At 59.8% G+C, this 20280-nt stretch carries 13 protein-coding genes and 4 pseudogenes; 10 read left to right on the top strand and 7 right to left on the bottom strand.

Going from position 1 to position 20280, the window contains the following annotated elements; translation table 11 throughout:
* Positions 1 to 192: 192 nt before the first annotated feature.
* Positions 193 to 405 carry a cold-shock protein gene (locus tag ABID19_RS32150; protein ID WP_263791708.1) on the bottom strand — a complete coding sequence of 71 codons (213 nt, stop codon included), beginning with the start codon at positions 403 to 405 and terminating at the stop codon, positions 193 to 195.
* Between the two features lie 440 nt (positions 406 to 845).
* On the opposite strand from ABID19_RS32150, the gene ABID19_RS32145 reads away from it, so the two are divergent.
* From ABID19_RS32145 to ABID19_RS32130, 4 genes are all read left to right on the top strand, one after another.
* Positions 846 to 1115, top strand: a complete 270-nt coding sequence (locus ABID19_RS32145) for a hypothetical protein (RefSeq protein WP_006199620.1) — start codon at positions 846 to 848, stop codon at positions 1113 to 1115.
* Positions 1116 to 1806: 691 nt separating this feature from the next.
* Complete coding sequence (locus ABID19_RS32140) at positions 1807 to 3117, top strand: M16 family metallopeptidase (RefSeq protein ID WP_435528785.1); 1311 nt, start codon at positions 1807 to 1809, stop codon at positions 3115 to 3117.
* Position 3118: 1 nt separating this feature from the next.
* Positions 3119 to 4516, top strand: coding sequence for a M16 family metallopeptidase (locus ABID19_RS32135; protein ID WP_263807000.1), 1398 nt, complete (start codon positions 3119 to 3121; stop codon positions 4514 to 4516).
* A gap of 514 nt (positions 4517 to 5030) precedes the next feature.
* Complete coding sequence (locus tag ABID19_RS32130) at positions 5031 to 6440, top strand: NAD-dependent succinate-semialdehyde dehydrogenase (protein WP_263807035.1); 1410 nt, start codon at positions 5031 to 5033, stop codon at positions 6438 to 6440.
* A 667-nt stretch (positions 6441 to 7107) separates the two neighbouring features.
* On the opposite strand, the gene ABID19_RS32125 is transcribed toward ABID19_RS32130, so the two are convergent.
* Together ABID19_RS32125 and ABID19_RS32120 are read right to left on the bottom strand one after the other, a co-directional pair.
* On the bottom strand, positions 7108 to 8412 hold the full coding sequence (locus tag ABID19_RS32125) for a lysine N(6)-hydroxylase/L-ornithine N(5)-oxygenase family protein (protein WP_263806999.1): 1305 nt from the start codon (positions 8410 to 8412) through the stop codon (positions 7108 to 7110).
* 281 nt (positions 8413 to 8693) lie between these two features.
* The gene (locus tag ABID19_RS32120; protein ID WP_263806998.1) at positions 8694 to 8816 is read right to left on the bottom strand and encodes a hypothetical protein; all 123 of its coding nucleotides are present in this window, start codon (positions 8814 to 8816) and stop codon (positions 8694 to 8696) included.
* 772 nt (positions 8817 to 9588) lie between these two features.
* Here ABID19_RS32120 and ABID19_RS32115 point away from each other — a divergent pair.
* From ABID19_RS32115 to proB, 3 genes are all read left to right on the top strand, one after another.
* A complete protein-coding gene (locus ABID19_RS32115) occupies positions 9589 to 11730 on the top strand; it encodes a prolyl oligopeptidase family serine peptidase (protein ID WP_263806997.1) in 2142 nt (713 codons plus the stop codon).
* A gap of 121 nt (positions 11731 to 11851) precedes the next feature.
* The gene (locus ABID19_RS32110) at positions 11852 to 12538 is read left to right on the top strand and encodes an OmpW/AlkL family protein (protein ID WP_412177313.1); all 687 of its coding nucleotides are present in this window, start codon (positions 11852 to 11854) and stop codon (positions 12536 to 12538) included.
* A gap of 142 nt (positions 12539 to 12680) precedes the next feature.
* Positions 12681 to 13517 (top strand): glutamate 5-kinase, encoded by an 837-nt coding sequence (gene proB / locus ABID19_RS32105; protein WP_263806995.1) that lies wholly within the window; start codon positions 12681 to 12683, stop codon positions 13515 to 13517.
* Positions 13518 to 13636: 119 nt separating this feature from the next.
* On the opposite strand, the pseudogene ABID19_RS34400 reads toward proB, so the two are convergent.
* Positions 13637 to 13726, bottom strand: a pseudogene (locus ABID19_RS34400) (Mu transposase domain-containing protein); the annotation flags it as partial.
* Between the two features lie 681 nt (positions 13727 to 14407).
* Between ABID19_RS34400 and ABID19_RS32100 the strand changes: the two are divergent.
* From ABID19_RS32100 to ABID19_RS32090, 3 genes are read left to right on the top strand one after another with little or no spacing between them, the layout of a single operon-like run.
* Positions 14408 to 15679, top strand: coding sequence for an NAD(P)-dependent oxidoreductase (locus tag ABID19_RS32100; protein WP_263807034.1), 1272 nt, complete (start codon positions 14408 to 14410; stop codon positions 15677 to 15679).
* Positions 15680 to 15694: 15 nt separating this feature from the next.
* Positions 15695 to 16399 carry a class I SAM-dependent DNA methyltransferase gene (locus tag ABID19_RS32095; RefSeq protein ID WP_263806994.1) on the top strand — a complete coding sequence of 235 codons (705 nt, stop codon included), beginning with the start codon at positions 15695 to 15697 and terminating at the stop codon, positions 16397 to 16399.
* On the top strand, positions 16396 to 17325 hold the full coding sequence (locus tag ABID19_RS32090; protein WP_263806993.1) for a 2-oxoglutarate and iron-dependent oxygenase domain-containing protein: 930 nt from the start codon (positions 16396 to 16398) through the stop codon (positions 17323 to 17325). The genes ABID19_RS32095 and ABID19_RS32090 overlap by 4 nt, the downstream gene beginning before the upstream one ends.
* 422 nt (positions 17326 to 17747) lie before the next feature.
* Here ABID19_RS32090 and ABID19_RS32085 read toward each other — a convergent pair.
* The 3 pseudogenes from ABID19_RS32085 to ABID19_RS32075 form a co-directional block, all read right to left on the bottom strand.
* Positions 17748 to 18539: pseudogene (locus ABID19_RS32085) on the bottom strand (IS110 family RNA-guided transposase); the annotation flags it as partial.
* A 206-nt stretch (positions 18540 to 18745) separates the two neighbouring features.
* Positions 18746 to 19774: pseudogene (locus ABID19_RS32080) on the bottom strand (integrase catalytic domain-containing protein); the annotation flags it as partial.
* 93 nt (positions 19775 to 19867) lie between these two features.
* Positions 19868 to 20214: pseudogene (locus ABID19_RS32075) on the bottom strand (3-methyl-2-oxobutanoate hydroxymethyltransferase); the annotation flags it as partial.
* Positions 20215 to 20280: the final 66 nt, after the last annotated feature.

The following is a 20280-nucleotide window of genomic DNA, read 5'->3' as shown; positions in this document are numbered from 1 at the left end:
CGGATATAAAAAGGCGGGGACCAACCCCGCCTTTCCTTTGCAGACAGCCTGCTTTTACTGGAGTTCGCGACGCCTTGCAGCAATCTGCTGCCCGGCCTTGCCGTTGAACCACTTTCTTGCTCGCTCTTATCGAGCGGCCGTGAGTATCTGCTGACATACTGCGCCCACTCTGGCTGGGACGCAGGAGAAAATTCAGCCAGCTTTGCTGAGGCTGCCAGCAGAGGATTTGCCAGTGCGGCGGTCCTGTTCGACCTCATAGTTGATCTTCTGGCCATCAGCGAGAGTCGAAAGGCCCGCGCGTTCGACAGCGGAAATATGGACGAAAACATCCTGACCGCCATTGTCGGGTTGGATAAATCCAAACCCCTTGGTGCTGTTGAACCACTTCACCGTTCCAGTCGCCATTATACGCATTCCTTTGTAACAATTGTAACGTAGGCAGGCCATTAGGCCAGCCCGATTCATAGCCGAGAGCGAGGCGTAGCAAAACGAAAAATTTCAAGGCGCTGCTTGATCGCCCGGCGGGCAGCTGGCGCACGCCATCGCAACCGCCTACCACCAGCAAGCTTTGTCCAGCGCTGCCACTCAGGCATGGCCCAAGCACCCGATCTTCCAACGCTCCGCAGCGCCCGTCCATGGCTTGGTTTTTGCTGGCCTATCACGCGACCATCCGACCTACCGACCCAGGCAGGATACGCTGACGACGATCCAACAACTGCATCGCGCACGAGACGCACTTAGCGTGACGCCTCATTCGTCGGGCCACCAGGATAACGGCTGGGTGGTTCAGGGTGCCGTCTTCGTGCATAACCCGCCTGGCAAGCGCTTGAAGGAGTTTCGCAAAATTGGATTGTTTCAAGAAGATCGAGGGTCTGATCGATGCGGCCGGCGCGGATGCGGATACGGCCGGCGCGGATGCGATCGATGACGCGCGCGATTTGCTGGGTCAGTTCAAGGATAAGTCGGAAACAATCGCCCATGCGATCGACGACTTCCTGCTTGATTTGATGACCTTGCTGTTTGTTGTGGAAGCCACCCGCGAGCGGTTCCACAATCCCGCGCGCCGGTTGGCGCGCACAAGATTGAGCAGGATCAGGCTGTTGTTGACCAGATAGGCTTGGCTTATAGGCCGCCTCATTAACTGTCGCAGATCCTTGATAAGATCTGTCTGCGCGTGCGAGCCGACTCCGGGCGCTTGAGCCCGCCACGCTCCTGACGCCTCTCGCGTTCAGCATCGACCCTGACCTGCTTATCAAGGACAGCGTTCCGCGGGCGACCACCGAACTCTCCATTCTAAACCCTCTGAGTGCCGGCCAGTTCGTGGCGCATCCCATCCCCCAACGCAGCGCGCTCAATTGTTCTTGTGAGCGAGGACGATTTCGTCCCAAGCCACAAGCGCGTCGTCGGCGGTGTCCCACGTGCGACAATGTCGGCTACGCGACATGGCGGTGCCCAACTATCACCTGCGCCGAACGGTTTTCTGATCTGGCACGGTACCTGCGTGGTCATGCGCACATGCGTCACGGATCAAGGAGAAGCCGTCCAATGATCGCCCCACCAAGAAACACCGGTCTCCCGGGTCCATCCGAAGATGGGGCTCGAGTAAGGCCCGGTACCATGAAGGCGGTTGCTCCTCCTCTGGCTCGGCGCTGCCCGCCGATCCGTCCACGGGGGGAGAGGTGGACGCGGCGCGTTCGAGATGTGCAACATTTGCCTCGAACCTTGCCTTTCAACCAGCCAATACAACTGGTGCCGCCGATCAAACTTCGGTCGCACTGGCTGCGCAGAGCATTCGTTGCAACCGCTTTGGTCCTCGCGACGACCGCTACGGCTGCGGCCGCTAAGGATGACGGCAAGGTGGCGGATTTCCTGCTCGACAACGGCATGGAGGTGGTCGTCATCCCCGATCACCGTGCGCCGGTCGTCACCCATATGGTATGGTACAAGATCGGCAGCGCCGACGAGCCACCCGGCAAATCCGGCATCGCGCATTTCTTCGAACATCTGATGTTCAAGGCCACAAGCAACCACGCCGCCGACGAGTTCGACCGCGCCGTGGCCAACATCGGAGGCTACCAAAACGCCTTCACCTCATACGACTACACCGCTTTCAACGAGACGGTAGCGCCCTTGGCCCTCGAACAGATGATGGGCTTCGAGGCCGACCGGATGCGCAACCTCATCCTTACCGACGACGTCGTCAAGACGGAGCGGGACGTAATCTTGGAAGAGCGCCGTCGGAGCATCGACACCAACCCGCACGCAGTGCTGGACGAGGAGGTCGTCGCGACGCTGTGGCAGAACCAGCCCTACCGCATACCGGTGCTTGGCTGGATGCAGGAGATGGAGAAGTTGAACCGCGCCGACGCGGAGGCCTTCTATGACAATTATTACCGGCCCAACAACGCGGTGCTGATCGTGGCCGGCGATGTCGAACCGGAGACGGTCAAGGCGCTGGCCGAGAAGACCTATGGCAAGGTGGCGCGCGGACCGGACCTGCCGCCGCGCATTCGCCCAGTCGAGCCGGAGCAGAACACCAAGCGCGTGGTGACGCTGAGCGATGCCCGCGTTGCGGTGCCCAGCTTTTCGACGTACTGGGTGGTGCCTTCCTATCGCACGGCCGAGCCCGGCGAGGCCGAGGCGCTGGACCTTCTAGCTGAGATCCTCGGGGGCGGCAACCGCAGCCGGCTCTATCAGGAACTGGTGGTGAAACAGGGTATTGCCACCGAGGCCAACGCCTGGTTCCGGGGCACCATGCTGGACGCCACCTACTTCACCATCCGTGGCTCGCCGCGCGGAGATGCAAAGCTGGTCGATCTCGAAGCGGCTGCCGATGCCGAAGTCGCCCGGATCGCCAGGGACGGCGTCACCAGCGACGAGCTGGAAAAGGCCAAAGACCGCTTTGTCCGCTCGATGATTTTCGCCCGTGACAAGCAGGACCACATCGCCAACATGTTTGGCTCCACCCTTGCCACCGGCGGCAACGTGCAAGACGTCGTGGAGTGGCCGGACCGCATCCGCAAGATCACTGCCGATCAGGTCAAAGCGGTTGCCGCCCGCTATCTGGTGTTCGACCATTCGACCACCGGCTATCTCTTTCCCGAGACGGAGAATTGATATGATGACGAACCAACACCGCGGCGCCTTCGCACACGTCTTGTCTTCTCCGCTTGCAGGAGAAGGCAAGGCTGCGCGCCTCGCCATGCCGCTGGCCATCCTTCTCCTCGCCATTTTCTTCCTCATCCAGCAGGCGCTCACCGCCCATGCGGCGATGGACATCCAGGAGGTAAAATCTGGAAAGGGCATAAAGGCCTGGCTGGTGGAAGACCATACGGTGCCGATCGTCACCATCCACTTTGTCTTCGAGGGCGGCACCACCCAGGACCCGATCGGCAAGGAGGGGCTCGCTTATCTGATGACCGGCCTGTTCGCAGAGGGGGCTGGCGATCTCGACAGCGATGCTTTTCAGGTGGAGCTCGACGATGCGGGCGCCCACATGAGCTTCATCGCGCAGCGCGACTGCATCAATGGGTCGATGCGCATGCTTTCTCAACACCAGGATGCCGCTTTCGATCTGCTCAGGCTCGCGGTCAACAGGCCGCGCTTCGACCAGGAGGCGTTCGAGCGCATCCGCGCCCAGGTCTTCTCCGACATCATCGCCAAGGAACGCGATCCCAAGACGATCGCACAGGGCAAATGGCGGCGCGCACTCTACGGCACGCATCCGTATTCAAGGCCGGACAAAGGTACCAAAGTGAGCCTCGCCGGCATCACGCCGGCCGATCTCAGCGCCTTCCACAAGGCCATTTTCGCTCGCGACGGGCTCCGTGTTGCCGTGGTCGGGGACATCGACGCGAAGACGCTCAGTAACAAGCTCGACCAGCTGTTCGGCGATTTGCGCGAAAAGAAGACGCTTTTTCCCATCGCCGATGTCGCTGCAGAACTCGGACAGCAGGTGGAGGTGAACTACGACCTTCCACAGACCTCGCTGCAATTGGTTTTTCCAGGCGTCGCGCGCAGCGAGCCACAATTCTTCGCCGCAGTGCTGATGAACGAAATCCTCGGCGGATTGCCCTTCACCTCACGCCTGTATGACGAGGTGCGGGAAAAGCGCGGCCTTGCCTACAGTGTGGCTTCCAACCTGGTCGACCAAGAGCATTCCAACGCGCTGATCATCAGCACCGCGACGCGCTCGGACCGCGCCTCCGAGACCCTCGGCATTGTGCGCGACGTGGTGAAGAAGATGGTGGAAGAGGGCCCGACCGAAGCCGAGCTCGAGGCGAGCAAGAAATATCTGATCGGCGCCTATGCCATCTCCCGTCTGGATTCCTCCAGCTCGATTGCAGCCACCCTGGTCGATATGCAGATCGACAATCTCGGCATCGACTACATCCAGCGCCGCCCAGCCCTCATCGATCAGGTGACGCTCGGCCAGGTCAAGGCAGCGGCGAAGAAGCTGCTTTCGGCCGAGCCTTCTATTATGGTCGTCGGCCCGTCGCTGGGGGGCAAAGGATAGGCCCAGGAACCCGGTGCTTACCTTCTCCCCTTGTGGGCCTTTTCGCATGGAGCGAAGTCCGTTTCGGTTAGAGGCCCGCGGAGCAGTTCTCGGGGACCTTGTGAGGCATTTGCCCGGTTCAGGCGGTCGACTCTCGCCTGATTGTGCCGCTCCTCCTCACCCAGCTTTTCGAGCGGATGGTGGACGCCGGAGGATTGTCTGCAATTGTAGGCGCAGGCCACCAGCGTGCACCGCGTGCGGCTGGCGAAGCCGACGACCGATTGTCCAGTTTTCGCCTCAGTGAGAACCGCGAGCCATCGACCAGAGAATTCGAAGTCCTTTCCCTTTCCCGTTGAGTACCGTGGTCTACCAGCCGTCTGGCCGAGGCCCTATAAGAAAGCCGCACCTGCAGAATACACCCCACATTCTGCCGACATGGATATTCGCTGCGTTGAGGAGGAATCCGGTATTGCCCCTGTGCCTGCCGATGATCCGCCACCTGAAATCCCCCGACCTGTTTGGCGCCATCGACCGCATGCCGGCACTTGGCACACCTGTTGGCGAGCGGACCTTCAAGGTCTTTAACCCGTCGACCGGCGAATTGCTGGCAGAACTTCCGGACATGGGTGTCGAGGAGACGCGCGCTGCAATCGACATGGCCTATGTCGCACAGGCTGAATGGGCGGCATTGACCGCACGCGAGCGCAGCGACATGCTCTGGCGCTGGCATCAGCTGATTATCGACCACGCCGATGACCTTGCTGCGATTCTCACCGCGGAGATGGGCAAGCCGCTTGCCGAAGCCAAATCGGAGGTCTCGCATGCGGCCGCGTATCTGCAATGGTACGCCGAAGAGGCCAATCGCATCTACGGCGAGACGATCTCGGCGCCGTCGACGGACCGCCGGATGCTGGTGATCAAGCAGCCGGTCGGCGTCGTTGGCACGATAACACCGTGGAATTTCCCGGCCTCCATGGTGGCGCGCAAGATTTCGCCGGCCTTGGCGGCGGGCTGCACAATCGTCCTCAAGCCCGCTGAACAGACGCCGCTCGTAGCTGGCGCAATGTTCGCCCTAGCGCATCAGGCTGGCTTTCCCGAAGGCGTCGTCAACCTGATCTATGCGTCCGAAGGCGATGCTGTCGGCCGTGAACTGTGCACCAATCCCAAGGTCCGTAAGATCAGCTTCACCGGCTCAACCGAGGTTGGCCGGCTGCTGATGCGCCAGTGCTCGGACCAAATCAAGAAGGTCAGCCTCGAGCTCGGCGGCAATGCACCTTTCATCATCTTCGACGATGCCGATATCGACGCCGCGGTTGACGGGGCGATCCAGGCGAAGTTCCGCAATGCCGGACAGACCTGCGTTTCGGCGAACCGCCTTTACGTCCAGTCAAGCGTTCACGACGAGTTCGTCGAGAAATTCGTGGAGAAAGTCCGCCACTTATCGGTTGGGGATGGCTTCGCTCCCGCGGTCGACATCGGCCCGCTCATCGACAAGCATGCTTTGGTCAAGATCCAATCCCATATTGCCGATTCCGTCGCAAAAGGCGGTGTAATTCGATGCGGGGGCAAACACATCGGCAAGGAAGGCACGTTTTTCCAACCGACGGTCCTCACCGAGATCTCCAGCGAAATGATAGTGGCGCAAGAAGAGACATTCGGGCCCTTGGCTCCAATCATTCGCTTCGAGGATGCGGATCAGGTCGTGCGTGAGGCCAACGACACGATCTACGGCCTCGCCGCTTATTTTTATGCGTCAAACCTGAAGCGTGTCTGGCGCGTGGCCGAGGCCTTGGAGTACGGCATGGTGGGCATCAACACGGGACGGATGTCGTCGGAAGCAGCGCCGTTCGGTGGGATAAAACAGTCCGGCATCGGACGGGAGGGTTCCCGCCACGGGCTCGTGGATTACCTCGAAATGAAATATCTCTGCCTGGGCGGCATCTGACGCATCTTTTTGCGGATTCGCAGACCCGGTTATCGAACGAGCCACCTCCGAATGCAGGAACGTCCTCGATGGGAGCGGACGAACGGCTCGGCAACCGGAGCAAAAACGCAATCCTGAAATACTATCTTGGCTGGATGTATCTCAAGACGAGACTATCGTCCGCATTGCCAGCGAAACGGCGCGCATGTAACGGAGGAAACGCTTGCGAGCGATTTGGCGGCACTCGCCGATTATCTTAAGGCGCCGGGCTGTTGTTTGCGCGGGTCGGTTGGAAGCCTGCGCGATCGTGAACGCGGGTTGTGCGTTGTCGGGTCTCTGGGGCTGAATTTGAACCAGAGCCTTCCGATCGTGACTCACTTGCACTTCGGCCAACTGCCCCGATCCCGGAGAGGTCAAGGCGAATGCCCGGGATCTTCCGGTTCTGTCCAAGCCTGTACCGGCGGCGTAGCCGTTGCCGTAGCGTGTCTACACTCGTTCCCTCTGCTGCCGGCAGGGCAACGTCCAAATCGTCCGGATCCGGCTCACTGAACACCGCCTTCCCAAATCTGATATGGTCCATGTGGCCCGTCTCCCGTCACGATGATTTCGCAGAAGGCTCCCACCTTCCCCGCAGTGAAGGTGGACATCATTCCTTGGATGCTACCGCCGATGATCAGTAGTCGCCGAGTCATATCCCGCTGCCCATTTCTTCGGCCAACGGGTCGGACCAACTCTCGATGGAAGTAGGGCTGATGAAGCCGCGATGCTCGGGGGTGGCGCGCGGCGCGCGCCCGAGAAGGCTGTCGAGGATGCGACGCGCTCGCCAGGCGAGCAGGCTTAGATTCGGATCAGCCAGTCCGCGCTGCCCGAGGCTCGCGTTTTGTATGAAGATGCGACTGTCTGGCGGCCCGTCCCAGTGCACCGAAAAATCTTCGCCAATGGCCAATTCATTGTCGACCTGCTCCAGCCGGTCCGCGATCGGTTCCAAGAAGTCTGGCACCGCGTTCTGGTAACCGGTGGCCAAGATGACGATATCGGCCATGACGTCTCCGACATAGTGCCTGGCGCGCTGCAGGGTCAGCCTGTGACCCGCGCCAGCGTTGATGCAGCGCGAAACGTTGCAACCTGGCCGCAGTGTGATGTCGCATGGGTTTGGCTCGAGAAATGCGTGGCGGTACAGCGCCTGATAGATAGCACGCAACGTGCTTTCCGAAATGCCGTCCGAGGCGAGTACGAAACGCTCCAGGAACAGCTTGCGCTGCAACTGGCTCATCTTGGCGAAACGATCCGAAAAGCAGGGCATGAACAACTCGTTTGTGAACGGGCTGTTGTCGAGGGGCAGGTAGTTTTCACGCTGCGAGACCCAAGTGATCGATCGAGGCCGCCGTTCTTTCGGCAGGCCGACAAGGTGCAACATCACCTCGGCCCCCGACTGGCCTCCGCCAACCACGCAGACATGCTTCCTCCGCACGTCAAGATCGATGTGCAGGACGACAGATGAGTGGAACAGGTTGCGTCCAGTCCAGCCCTCAAACTGAGGCGGAATTCTCGCCTGCTTGCCAATGCCGACCACGAGGTTTCTGGCGCCAAGAACCGCGTTTTCCGTCCGCACCCGGAACTCGCCGTCAAAGCGGATTTCGTGCACGGTCTCCCCGCCACGAACAAGTGGGTTCCTGTGGAAGGCCCAGTTCAAGTATTGCTCGAACTCAGCTCTGAACACGGCCCCGAACTGTGCGTTCAGGAAGTGGTACAGACGCCCGTTCTCGTACAGGTAGTTTACGAAAGTGTAGGCTGATCGCGGATTCACCAGCGTGACCAGATCCTTAAAGTGGCTGACCTGGAGCTCTGAGGAATCGAAAGCGATGCCTGGATGCCAACGGAAGTCGACTTGCCGATCCAGGAACAGCGCCCCTTGCCCGATTTGCTCGTGTATCTGACATGCAAGACTCAAATTAGACGGCCCAGCACCGACTCCAACGCAAGAGAACTCCACTTTGCCTTGCTCCTATTGATTTTTCCCACCAAGCGGCTTGCTCGTGGCGAATATCGGCCATAGCCATTGGCTCCCCCTCGCGAGCGTTTTCGAGCCTTGGTCCGGGCCGGATTTGCGGAAATTGTCCCGTGGATCGGATTGTCGAATGTAGACTCCGAGCATTGCAGCCCGGTCACAATCGACGGGTCGTGCCGGCGACGTGGTTAGGGAGTGTCGACGTCCATCCTTTCCGCCCGCCTCGAAGACCGGGTCGCCGTCACGCGAGACGCCTTCCAGTCCCATTAGATGTTTGAAGCCGGCGCAGTCGCCCGCTCGACCATGACGCGCCGGCCTTTTGGCGGCTTGGTGGCGGGCGAGAGCGCGGTTTTCACTGCGGCGACGGCATTTTCTATGCGGATGATCATGGACGGCGTCTCGCTGAACCTTCGGAGAATCCTAAGCAAGGGCCGTGCCAGAGAAAGGAAATCTTATTAAAGCAATGGGTTGGCGGATGTGCGATCCTGTCGAGAATCCGACATTGAGGGGGCGCCTCACGGCGGCACCCGATTTGCACGTCGATGTCGCCTTTTTCCGAATAGCTAATCGGGCACCTTCTGCACCAGAAGACTTCTCATGGAGACCAGCACGATGTCTTCATGAACGGACGGTGCAGAACCTTGTGTCTCTTGCTGGACAGATCGCGATATGCCTTGTCCAACAAGGTCGGCAGTTGCAAGAGCTGCAAGATCCTTCACCCTCAAGACCCTCGTTGAAAAAGCCCGACCAGCGGCTTGGCGATTTGTCTCAGAATCAGGCGATCGCCCCCGTCGCCGATGTCGATCCGAAACTCTGCCAGTTCGCAGTGAGAGCTCAACTGCTTGAGTTTTCCGCGGTGCCCCACCGAGCTCGCACAGGAGACCAATCAGGCGTTTACGGCTTCACTCGTTGTCGGGTCTTCGACAATGTCGGACATGAGACATAGCGTATCAGAGCCATCCCATTGTTCTAAAATGATTTTCCTGTTTGGCACGACACATGCTTGGCTATCCCCAAACGCATTGCCGCGGACCGGGAGAACTCATCCATGATCACGCTCGCCGAACATGCGGTCGCCGCCGCGAAAACAAAGCTCTCCCGAGCCGGGGGAGAACCTTGAGCTTGTTTTCCAGTCGACATCATTCATCGCGCTATCCGGACATGACCGCATTCGATTTCCGCCCAACGCTGGATGCTCCCGACGATGATCCCTATCTTTGGCTTGAAAATGTAGAAGGCGAACGGGCACTTGCCTGGACCGCCAGCCAGTCGGCCAGGACGCTGGGGTACTTCGGTGGGACGCAGTTCGATCGCGACCGCGACGCCCTGACGGCGATATTCGACCATCCCGACAGGATTCCCCTGATCACCCGCCGCGGTCAGTACCTCTACAATTTCTGGCAAGATGCCCGAAACCCGCGTGGACTGTGGCGCCGGACTACCCTTGCCGGCTACATGAAGGCGGAACCCCAGTGGGAGCTACTGCTCGATCTGGACGCCCTCGCCGCTAGCGACCGAGAGGACTGGATCTGGGGCGGCGCGTCGCTTGAGCCGGAGAGACGAGAAAGAGCCGTTCTGCGCCTGTCGCGCGGCGGCAGCGACGCGGTCGTGCATCGCGAATTCGATCTGGCGTCTCTTAGCTTTGTCGCCGACGGTTTCAACCTCGCGGAGGCCAAGGGCGGGGTTAATTGGCTCGACCCCGACACACTTCTGCTTTCCAGTGCGCTTGGTTACGGCATGGCCACCCGCTCCGGCCACGCGCGCACCGTGCGACTGTGGAAGCGAGGCGCGGATCCGCTCACCGCGCCGGTAATCTTTGAGACCGGTTCCGAATCCCTCGGCGTGTCCTGCCATCTGGACCGCACCGCCGAGAGCGAGCGCCTTTGGTTCATCGAGCAGACGGCCTTCTTCGAGGAGACCGTGCGAATCGGGGACAGGAGCGGGCCGATGATGCAGGTCGACCTTCCTCGAGACGCCAAGTGGAACGGCTTCAGCGACTGGCTGGCGGTAAAGCCGCGCAAATCCTGGACGGTGGGCGGGACGCCCCATCGGGCGGACGCGCTGGTCGGCATCTCGCTCTCCTCTTTCATCGCCGGCGAGCGCAGTTTTGTTACCCTTTTTGAACCAGGCGCCAGGCGCTTCCTGCAGTCATTCTTCTGGAATAACGGGAAGCTCATCATCTCCTACCTCGTCAACCTCGTTCCGCGCTTCGAGATGTGGATACCCGGCCGGCAGCAATGGACGCGCCAGGCCTTGGACGCCGTGCCCGCCGAAGGGACTGTTCACCTGTGCCCGCTCGATGCGGAACAGCACGAGACCAATGGAGAGGTCCTCGTTTCGGCTCAGGATCCCATCACACCGCCGCAGCTTCTCCTATTCGACCTCGATGCCGCGCCGCCTCTCGGCGCTCCAGTGGTCCTGAAGCGCAACCCGCAGAATTTCGACGCATCCGGGCTGGTGGTCACGCGCCACGAGGCAGTCTCGACCGATGGTGAGATGATCCCCTATACGCAGGTCGGCCCGGCGAACAGGAGCGGGGACGCTCCGGTTCACCTCACCACCGACGGCGGGTTCGGCACATCGCTCCTGCCCTACTGCAACTCCTTGATCGGCAAGCTGTGGCTCGAACGCGGCGGCACGTGCGTGGTGGCGAACATCCGAGGGGGTGGCGAGTTTGGAACCCGTTGGCACGAGGACGGGCGAAGACAGGGCAAACGTCTCGCCCATGACGACTTCGCCGCCATCGCTGCCGACCTCGTGCGAAGAGGCATTGCACAGCCGAGGCGGATTGCCGCCGAGGGCGGCTCAAATGGCGGCCTCCTGATCGCCAATATGCTGACCCGCTATCCCGAGCGTTTCGGCGCGCTGTTCTGCACAATGCCGCTCGTCGATATGCGCCGCTACACCAAGCTTTTAGCGGGCGCGAACTGGATTGACGAATATGGCGATCCCGACAAGCCGGAGGATTGGACCTTCCTGAAGGAAATCTCCGCCTATCACGCCGCGATGCCGGGAGAGCCCTATCCGCCGATCCTGATCGCCACCTCGACGCGGGACGACCGCGTCCACCCGGGCCATGCGCGCAAGATGGCCGCAAAGCTGCAGGCTCTTGGCTATTCCGCTTACTTCTACGAACCCAGCACGAGCGGGCACGGCCACGGCAAGGACCATCGGGAGCGGGCCGCATTCACCGCTCTGGGCAACAATTTCCTTCGCAGTACGATCGGCTGGCAGGCGGATTGCCTTCGACAGGCGGCTGAGACCCAGCCAAAGCAACGTTTCAACAAAAGTGAGCACGGGTAGATGATTGCGAGCAGGGCTCAAATAATCAGAGCAGACATGAGTGCTCCATCAGTCTCAAGCAATTCGAGCAGGATTTCTCGTAGTGCAGTGCATTATTTCTGAAGAGCAAGGAGAGAATATTATGGCGAAAAAGCGAATGGGCGTGGCGCGGGCGGCGGCCCTCCTCATTATGGTGGGACAGCAGGCCGTCGCCGCGGACCTTGAACAAGCCGCGAGCGTCCAGCAGGCAGAAGACTGGGTCACGGAAGCGCCAAGCCCTTGGCAGGTCCGCCTGCGCGCGTTGGGGGTCATCACTGAGGATTCGGGCTACGTCAATGCGGTGCCCGATTCCGGTCTTTCCTATTCGGACACCCTGACACCGGAACTCGATATCTCCTATTTCTTCACGGACAACATCGCCACGGAACTCATACTGGGCACGACCTATGCCAACATCGACGGCCAAGGGTCGATCGGCGGGCTGGGCAAGGTCGGCAAGGTTTGGCTGCTGCCGCCCACGCTCACATTGCAGTATCATTTTACCAATCTCGGCGCCTTCAAGCCCTATGTCGGTGCCGGCGTGAACTACACGATCTTCTATAACCAGGATGCCGGCAGCGCCGATGCTCTCAAGGTCAAGAACACGTTCGGCACCGCGCTGCAGGTCGGATTCGACTACATGGTGGATCAACACTGGGGCGTCAACTTCGACGTGAAGAAGCTTTTCCTGAAGCCAAACTTCGACGTCACGGTAGACGGCGCGAAGCTGACGGGCAAGGCGGCGCTCGATCCCTGGTTGATAGGCGCAGGTGTCACCTACCGCTTCTGATCACGAAAGGCGAAGCGGGATTGTTGGAGTCCCGACTAAGAAGTAAGCGCTCGTTTGGGCTGCCGATCTGAAATTAAGGGCGTCTCGTGCGCCCTTATACCTCCGAGGTTGTGGCGCTCAGGAAAGGTGAGAGTGGAGAGACGTGTCTTCACTTCTAGTGCAGCAACGTTCAACGGCAGCGCCAACAAGCTCGATCCGATTGGCTTCGGCTCGCCGGCTGATAGTGAAGATTGGCTCAGCACTGATCGGCGATGCAGAAACGGGAGAGATACGCGGTCCTTGGCTTGAGACGCTAATAGAGGATGTCGTCCGATTTTTCGCACGCGGGCAGCAGGTGATCCTCGTCACCTCTGGTGCCGTCGCGGTCGGCTCAAGTCACTTCAACCATCTGGACAGATCTCTTCGAGTTGAGGAGAAAAAAACGGCCGCCGCTATGGGTCAGGTTCAAATCATGTGTGCCTATGAACGGAGTTTTAGGCGCCATGGTTTTGGCGTTGGGCAAATACTATTGACCCGCGAAGATATAGACGATCAGCATCGTCGCCTCAATGCGGCTTCAACCCTTCACCAACTCCTCAAAGTTGGTGCTGTACCCATTATCAACGAGAACGACACGACCGCAACGGCGGAGATCTGTTTTGGCGACAATGATCGGCTAGCGGCACGAGTCGCGCAGCTGGTAAACGCCGACGTTGTCGTTCTGCTTTCCAACGTTGATGGCCTCTTCTCGGAAAACCCACACGACAACCCCGCAGCCCGCCTGGTGACACAGGTTCGATGCATTACTCCCGAGATAGAGGCCATGGCGGGTCATTCCCTTGCTCGCCATAGTTCGGGTGGCATGGTGACAAAGTTGATGGCAGCAAGGATTGCCACGGACGCGGGCTGTGAAATGATCATCGCGAGGGGAGATAAATCTTACCCGCTCGCGGCCATCGAGAACGGTGGGCCATCAACCTGGTTTTTCCCGCCCCTATAGTCGGCTAATGCATCATGTCGGCAAACTTCTCGCGGAACTATTCGAGGAGATCGAGCGAGCAGCCGTGAGGCCGTTGCTGGCGGCGCCGATCGAACAAGTCACATGAAAGGTGCACAAGCGTTGGTGAGGCGGATCTGGACGGTTCGGTCGATCAGCCGATGCGGAACCGAGCAGAAGGCACCGTCGACCTCGACGTGGTAATCGGGATGCGGTGGTCCGAAGAACCGTGGCGTTCTCGACGGCGACGATGGAGGCTTTCGTCGGTGCAACGGGCAGATGAGCCACGCGATCCCGCCGACCGCCGAACTTGACAACAGGATTGGCCGAGAGGCCCCGCACTGCCCATTGAGGCACGCTGGCTTCACCTGGCTGCATGTCTATCTCTCGCGACTTTCGCTCTGAAGCCCATCCGCTTAGTGAAGACCCTATGATCGTGGATTTGGAAGCCGGTCGGTTGTCAAAGTGTGGTGGCCGCACCGGATCGGCTGAGATGTTATCCGAAATGTCAACCGATAAACATCGGCATGAAATTCCGACGAGTTTTGGTTCATGCTTGTCGAGCGACTACCCGAAGAATGTGAAAAGAAATCATCTATATTTATTATTAAAGTCTATCCTATTTCAAATATCTATAATTAAATTGCGAAATATGATAATATTGTTACGATGTTAAACGTAGTCTTATAAATAACCAAATTGATTTTTTCGTTATAGGCATATAAAAGGGCGATATAAGTATCCTACGAATAGGCATTCGAACGCTATTCGAGATAGTCGTGTCATAAAGCCCGTTTGCCGGGTAAGGAAGTCAAATGTCTGCTGTAAGCAGTGTAAGCAGTGTAAGCAGTGTAAGCAGCGTCCGCCCCGATCGTTCCCGCAACGTCGAACGCATCGGATTCATTGGTACTGGCAGCATGGGCCGACCGATGATCGCCAAGCTCCTGCAAGCCGGCTATCATGTGGACGTCTACGACATCGATCCTGCGGCTGCGAAAGACGTGCTGGAAAACGGCGCCCGCTGGCATGACGCACCGCGCGACGCGGCCCGCGATTGCGGCATTGTCATCACCTGCCTGCCGCTGCCACAAGACGTCTTTGACAACATGACGGGCGAGCAAGGCGCTTTGGCGGGAATGCCACCGGGAAGCGTATGGATTGATACGTCCACCACCGACTACCACAACACGATCGAGATCGGCCGTCGGGCCGCAGCAATTGGCGTGGATTCGCTAGAAGCGCCCGTAAGCAACCTGTCCCACATGGGGGTCGATTTTGCCAATGTCAGCTTCTTCGTCGGCGGGCCAAAGGAGGCCTATGTGCGTTGCGAGACGGTGTTGCAAATCATGGGAGCCATCTCCTTCCATGTCGGAGACATAGGTCAGGGCCAATCAGTCAAATTACTGACGAACCTGCTTTTTTACGCTGCAGCCGTTGCGAGCGGCCACGCGCTCTGCCGAAGCGTGCGAGAGGTTATTCCAGTGCAGCAGGCGTGGCGCAAGTTTGTCGGCTCGTCCGCGAACTCCGTTGCAATCGAGCAGTTCGTCCCGTTTCTCCTGGATGGCAGCTACGATCGCTCTTGCACTCTGGAGATCACGGTGAAGGATATGGGCTTGACCGTTCAGCTGGCCGACGAACTGCACGTGGGACTGCCGATCGGGCGCGCCGTCGAAAAGCGCTATAGCGAGGCAGGACGGAAGTTCGACCGATACGACAGCCATCTGAGAGTTGTGGAGTTGGCGGAGGTGGTCTTCGGCGTTCGGCTGCAAGTGCCGGGCTATCGAGCGCCATCCAAGTACGGTGCCGACCCCTCGCATCCGCCAGACCAGGAATTCCTGACTGATCCCGTTGGCCGCATCAAACCGAAGCGCGAGCATGTGTTTCCGCCCGACGACGTCCAGCTCAGTGGCATCCAGATACGCTTGCTTGAGTCTCTGGTCGGCGAGCTCACCCACGTCAATCGCCTGATCCTTGACGAGGCGTTTGATCTTGGGCGCGGAATGGGCCTAAGCGATGCCCTGATCCACGACGTTATCACCTGGAGCGTAGGCGCCTCCGCATGGTCGGATAGCCATGCTCAGCAATACGGCAACGAGCAGCTTGTGGATCGAGTCGGTGACATTGCGCCGCCGCTGACGACTTTGCCGCATCTCATATGCCCCTAAACGGAGGAAACTGCGATGAACAACCTCGATCAACAGACCGCACTTGAGGAAGCCGCAGAGCGCATCAAGGCTTCCCATGCTCTCGACGGCGACGTCGATCGCTTGACCCACTTCTATGGTGGATGGGCCAGTTCCTATGATCTCGATGTCGGTTGCGAGGAATACTGCGGGCCGACGGTTGTTGCGGAATTGGCAGGCACTGTGCAGACAGCGTATTTAGCCAGCGAACGAACTGCCACCGCAATCCTGGACGCTGGGTGCGGAACGGGCCTTGTCGGCGGGGAACTGGAACGCCTCGGCTTCCGGTTGATTGACGGGATCGACCTCTCCGAGGAAATGGCGGAAAAGGCCCGGCAAACCTGCGTCTACCGCCATGTCCAAGGCGATGTCGACCTTAACGGGCCGCTCTCCGACCACGCCAGCGCGAGCTATGACATCACCATCTGCTGCGGCGTCTTCACGCTCGGGCACATCCGACCGGACGCACTGCGCGAACTCGCGCGCGTTACGCGCCCAAACGGATTCATCATCGTAAGTACCCGCAAGAGCTATGCGGAGGCTACATCCTTTGAAAATGAGGTAAGGCGTCTTCAGGATGCGGGCGTGCTTGTGGCGGTACAGTGTCTAAACGACGCCAAATACATCGCGGAGGAGGGTGCGCATTACTGGGTTTTCAAAGTGCCCGATAGGGCCCGCGCAGAAACGGAGCAGCAGGTATGACCACACTACCGCAAATCTCACTGATGAAACTGGCAGCCGATGCAACGCGACACGAAGAGCGCGAGCGCCTACGCCTGGCCTGCGAGGAGTACGGGTTCTTCTACCTTGAGCACGGAATCCCGAAAGAACAGATCTCAGAAGCGATACAAGCTTCCCGGCGGTTCTTCGCGTTGCCACAGTCGACAAAGGAACGGTACGGTCACGCCGCCCAGAACGTGTACCCCACTACCGCCCGTGGATACAGTCCGTTGCACGGCGAGGTGCTACATCCCGAAGTTGGTCCCGATCCAAAGGAAATGTTCGACCTCGGAATCGAGAACGAAGGCGACCGGCGTCCGTTTGCTGGTTGTACACGCTTTCCGGATGACGCGCTGGCTCCTGGTTTCGCTCGAAGCCTGCTTGCTTTGCAAGCTACCGTGGTCAACGAGGTTGTGCCGGAGCTTGGGATCGCGCTGGCCGACCTGCTCGATATGGAAGAGAGCTGGTTCCTACGCCATTTCAGCCCGCCGACGGTCCTGCAGCGCGTGATACGATATCCGTCTACTGGCGGCACGGCCGGAAAGCATACCGACAATGGCTTCTTCACGCTGCTGCTGCAGGAGGAGCTCCCCACGCGCTCCTTGCAGGTGTGGTTTCGCGGCGGCTGGGTCCCGGCGCCGAGCTTGCCCGACAGTCTCGTAGTCAATTTGGGCGACATGCTTCAGACCCTCAGCGACGACCGCTTCATGAGCACTCCGCACCAGGTCGTGCACAGTGGTCCGACTGACCGGATTTCACTGCCCTTTTTTATCTATCCAGACATCGATGCTCGCCTGACTTCGCGGCAAGGCAAGCACACCTTCAGTGTCGCGGAAGTGATGTTACGCAACTTCGACTCGATTTGGGAAACTGGGAATGGTGCCGGACGGGCGCGAGAGTTGCAGTAGGTCGTTTGGCCTGCTGCCGGTTCCATGGACACCGAGTTAAGGTGTTGAAGATGGAACCGGAGTTTTCCCATGGAGAGAAGGAAGTTCAGCCGCGAGTTCAAGCTTGAGGCGGTGAGATTGATCAAGGAGCGGGGCGTTGCTATAGCGCGACATATGTGGAACGGCCACGCGGGCAAGCGCTTTTTCAGACATTTCACCCAGCGGGATAGGTGCGGTCATATGTCCGGCCTTTCAGCGCGGTCTAGACCGCTGGCCTCGATGAAATTCGCGATGCGAGGGGCTGATCAATCTGACGCGCTGTAAGCGCATTGTCGCGCCGGCCTCTCTCGCCTCGGGATTTCGTCCCGTGGGTCATCGTCTAATTGTGCACCTCGCCTCTGTCCGGCGTCGCGCCGGCCAGTCTGTCCTGGTCGTCGTTCGGCTCAGGCGCGTGCTGCGCCGCTTGCCGCACCAGTATTTCGATATGTCCCGCCCTTGGTGAGCAGCGCCCAGATAATCCTCGCCATCTTGTTGGCGAGCGCGACCGCGACGACCTTGAAAGGCCGCCGCGCCAAAAGGGTCACTAGCCATCGCAGCGCTTTGTCGTTTCCCTTAACGCGCTGCAAGACAGACGTCGCGCCACAAACGAGCAGCGAGCGGAGCGTCGGGTTGCCCATTTTCGATATGCCGCCGAGCCGCTCCTTGCCGCCGCTCGAATGAGGCTTTGGCGTCAGTCCCAGCCGGGCGGCGAAGTGACGGCCGGATTTGAACCCGCCGGGATCCGGGACCAGCGCTTTGACGGAAGCCGCCGTGATCGCTCCGACGCCCGGAATTGTGGTCAGCCGTCGCATGTCCTCATCGCGCTTCGCTTCGCCGACGATCCCTCGTTCGAGCTTGTCGATTTGACGCGTCAGCGCCTCGATCTGATCGGCGATCTCAGCCAAAGCAAGTCGAGCGGCTTTTGGCAGGCAAACGTCCTCCTCGTCCCGTACGATCTCGATCAACGCAGCCACATTAGCCGTGCCGAGGGCGGCAATAACGCCCAACTCCGACAAATGCCCGCGAAGCGCGTTGATCGCCTGAGTTTGCTGGCGGATCAAAAGGGCGCGCGTCCTCAGCACCATGGCCGCCGCTTGTTGATCAGCCGATTTGATCGGAACGAAACGCATGGTCTTGCGGGTGACGGCTTCGCTGATCGCTTCGGCGTCGGCGGCGTCCGTCTTGCCCCGTTTTACTAATCACGAGGTCCCCATAATGCGGAGGAGCACGGCCTGATCGGCGGATTTTCGCGGTTCTTGTGCATGTTCCTCCGCATTATTTCAGAGTGTGTCGAGCCAGGCGAGCAGGCTTGCATCACGCTTCCAAGGTGGCTGGCCGCCGGGTGTGGTTGGAACGGCGACCTTTTCCAGGGCTTTCCGCTTCGTTTCCAGATTGGCCCTGGATCTGCCAGCAGTCGCTGGCAAGGTGTTGCCGCAGGGTGATAGCGCTTGCGCACGCGGGCGCCGTCCCGTTCCTTTCCGGCCAGCTTGAAGGAGGGTTGGAAGAAGTTCACGAACAGCCGAACCGTCGAATAGAGCTGTGCAAGGGCAGCAGCGGCTTCGAGCCCCTCCAGCCGGCGATACCCGACAATGCGTCGCACCACGGCGCCGTTCTTCTGTTCGACGAAGGCCTGGTCATTCTTGCGGTAAGGACGGCAGCGGGTGAACTCGATGCCGGCATCCAGACAGTAGTCGCGTATCGTCTCGTTCAGGAACACGCTGTCATTGTCCGTGTCGAATCCGAGAAGCTGAAATGGCAGGAGCCGCCGTAATACCGTCAGCACCTCGCTCAACAGCTTCTGTTCACGCACCAGCAAGGGCGCGCATTCCGTCCATCCGCTCGCGACGTCGGTAAGACAAAGCGTCTGTATGAAGCTTCCCCGCGTCGTCGGTCCGCTGTGCGCCACCAGGTCGGCCTCGACGAATCCAGGCGGAGGATCCTGCCAATCGGAGAAGGTTCGGATCGGAATGCTGCGCCGCAGCGCGGTGGACGCTGTACTGCGACGGCGTCTCGGCCCACCAGCGATGTCTCGAACCTCGCGAAGCGCGCGGTCGATCGTGGCCGCGCTCATCGCCAATAGCCGAGTGCGGATCTCGGCGGTTAGATGCAGATGCCCGTGACGCTCCATCGCCTCCACCAAAATCGGAATCAGCATCTTCAGACGCTTGCCGCAGATGCGATCTGAAGCTTCCCAGAGCACGATCAGCGCTTCGCGCACCGCGTCGTCATAAAGCCGGCGCTCCGGTCGCGGGCCCGAACGCTGCGCCGGTGGTCCATTCCGCAGCAACCGCATGGCATGCTTGCGGTGAAAGCCGCTTACCGCCGCAAATTCATCGAGAATGCGCGACTTATCTGCCCGATCGCCTCGGGCGTAGCGCTTTGCTACCACCTTCACCAGCTCATCCCGCGTCGCCATGCTTATCCGCCTCATCTGATTTGCTCCCGCCACCAAACTGCGGGGAGCAAATCAGATGAGGCAACGGCCCAACATCCGGGAGCAGTTCAGGCGATGCAATGCGCCTTAGAGCTTGATCGCCGCGCAGCCGGTTCCCGCCATGACGCGTGCAGCATTGCGGAAGGCCAGCTCGGGGCTTTCCTCGTAGGAGCCGAATGGGATGTCGACGATCAACAGCGCCTGTTCGAGGCCACGGCGCACGGCCTAGCCGTGCATGATCATCATCTCAAGCGTGCCCAGCGTCGACGGCAAGCCGTGGAGTACCATGCCGACGCTGTCGCCAACGAGAACAATGTCACTGCCGATCAACGAGCTTTGCGATCGGCGTAGTATAGGCCGTCAGGCAGACGAGTGCCACCCTTCCGGGAACGAATATCCGGCGGTGTGATCGCCCTCGTATTAGCAACCGCATTCAACAAGGGCTTCTCCCCCAACGTTACCAACCATGGGGTGCCGCGTTTGGCACACTTCTGGAGCCGACG

This window comes from Mesorhizobium robiniae (assembly GCF_040545535.1).
Lineage (GTDB): Bacteria > Pseudomonadota > Alphaproteobacteria > Rhizobiales > Rhizobiaceae > Mesorhizobium > Mesorhizobium robiniae.
Note: the sequence above shows the minus strand (reverse complement) of the source record. Positions and strands in the feature narration are given on the sequence as shown.

What these genes read in the sequence shown, in the direction of transcription:
- ABID19_RS32150 (WP_263791708.1), bottom strand. Translation starts at nt 405, where the DNA reads ATGGCGACTGGAACGGTGAAGTGGTTCAACAGCACCAAGGGGTTTGGA.
- ABID19_RS32135 (WP_263807000.1), top strand. Translation starts at nt 3,119, where the DNA reads ATGATGACGAACCAACACCGCGGCGCCTTCGCACACGTCTTGTCTTCT.
- ABID19_RS32130 (WP_263807035.1), top strand. Translation starts at nt 5,031, where the DNA reads ATGCCGGCACTTGGCACACCTGTTGGCGAGCGGACCTTCAAGGTCTTT.
- ABID19_RS32120 (WP_263806998.1), bottom strand. Translation starts at nt 8,816, where the DNA reads ATGATCATCCGCATAGAAAATGCCGTCGCCGCAGTGAAAACCGCGCTC.
- ABID19_RS32115 (WP_263806997.1), top strand. Translation starts at nt 9,589, where the DNA reads ATGACCGCATTCGATTTCCGCCCAACGCTGGATGCTCCCGACGATGAT.
- ABID19_RS32110 (WP_412177313.1), top strand. Translation starts at nt 11,852, where the DNA reads ATGGCGAAAAAGCGAATGGGCGTGGCGCGGGCGGCGGCCCTCCTCATT.
- ABID19_RS32095 (WP_263806994.1), top strand. Translation starts at nt 15,695, where the DNA reads ATGAACAACCTCGATCAACAGACCGCACTTGAGGAAGCCGCAGAGCGC.
- ABID19_RS32090 (WP_263806993.1), top strand. Translation starts at nt 16,396, where the DNA reads ATGACCACACTACCGCAAATCTCACTGATGAAACTGGCAGCCGATGCA.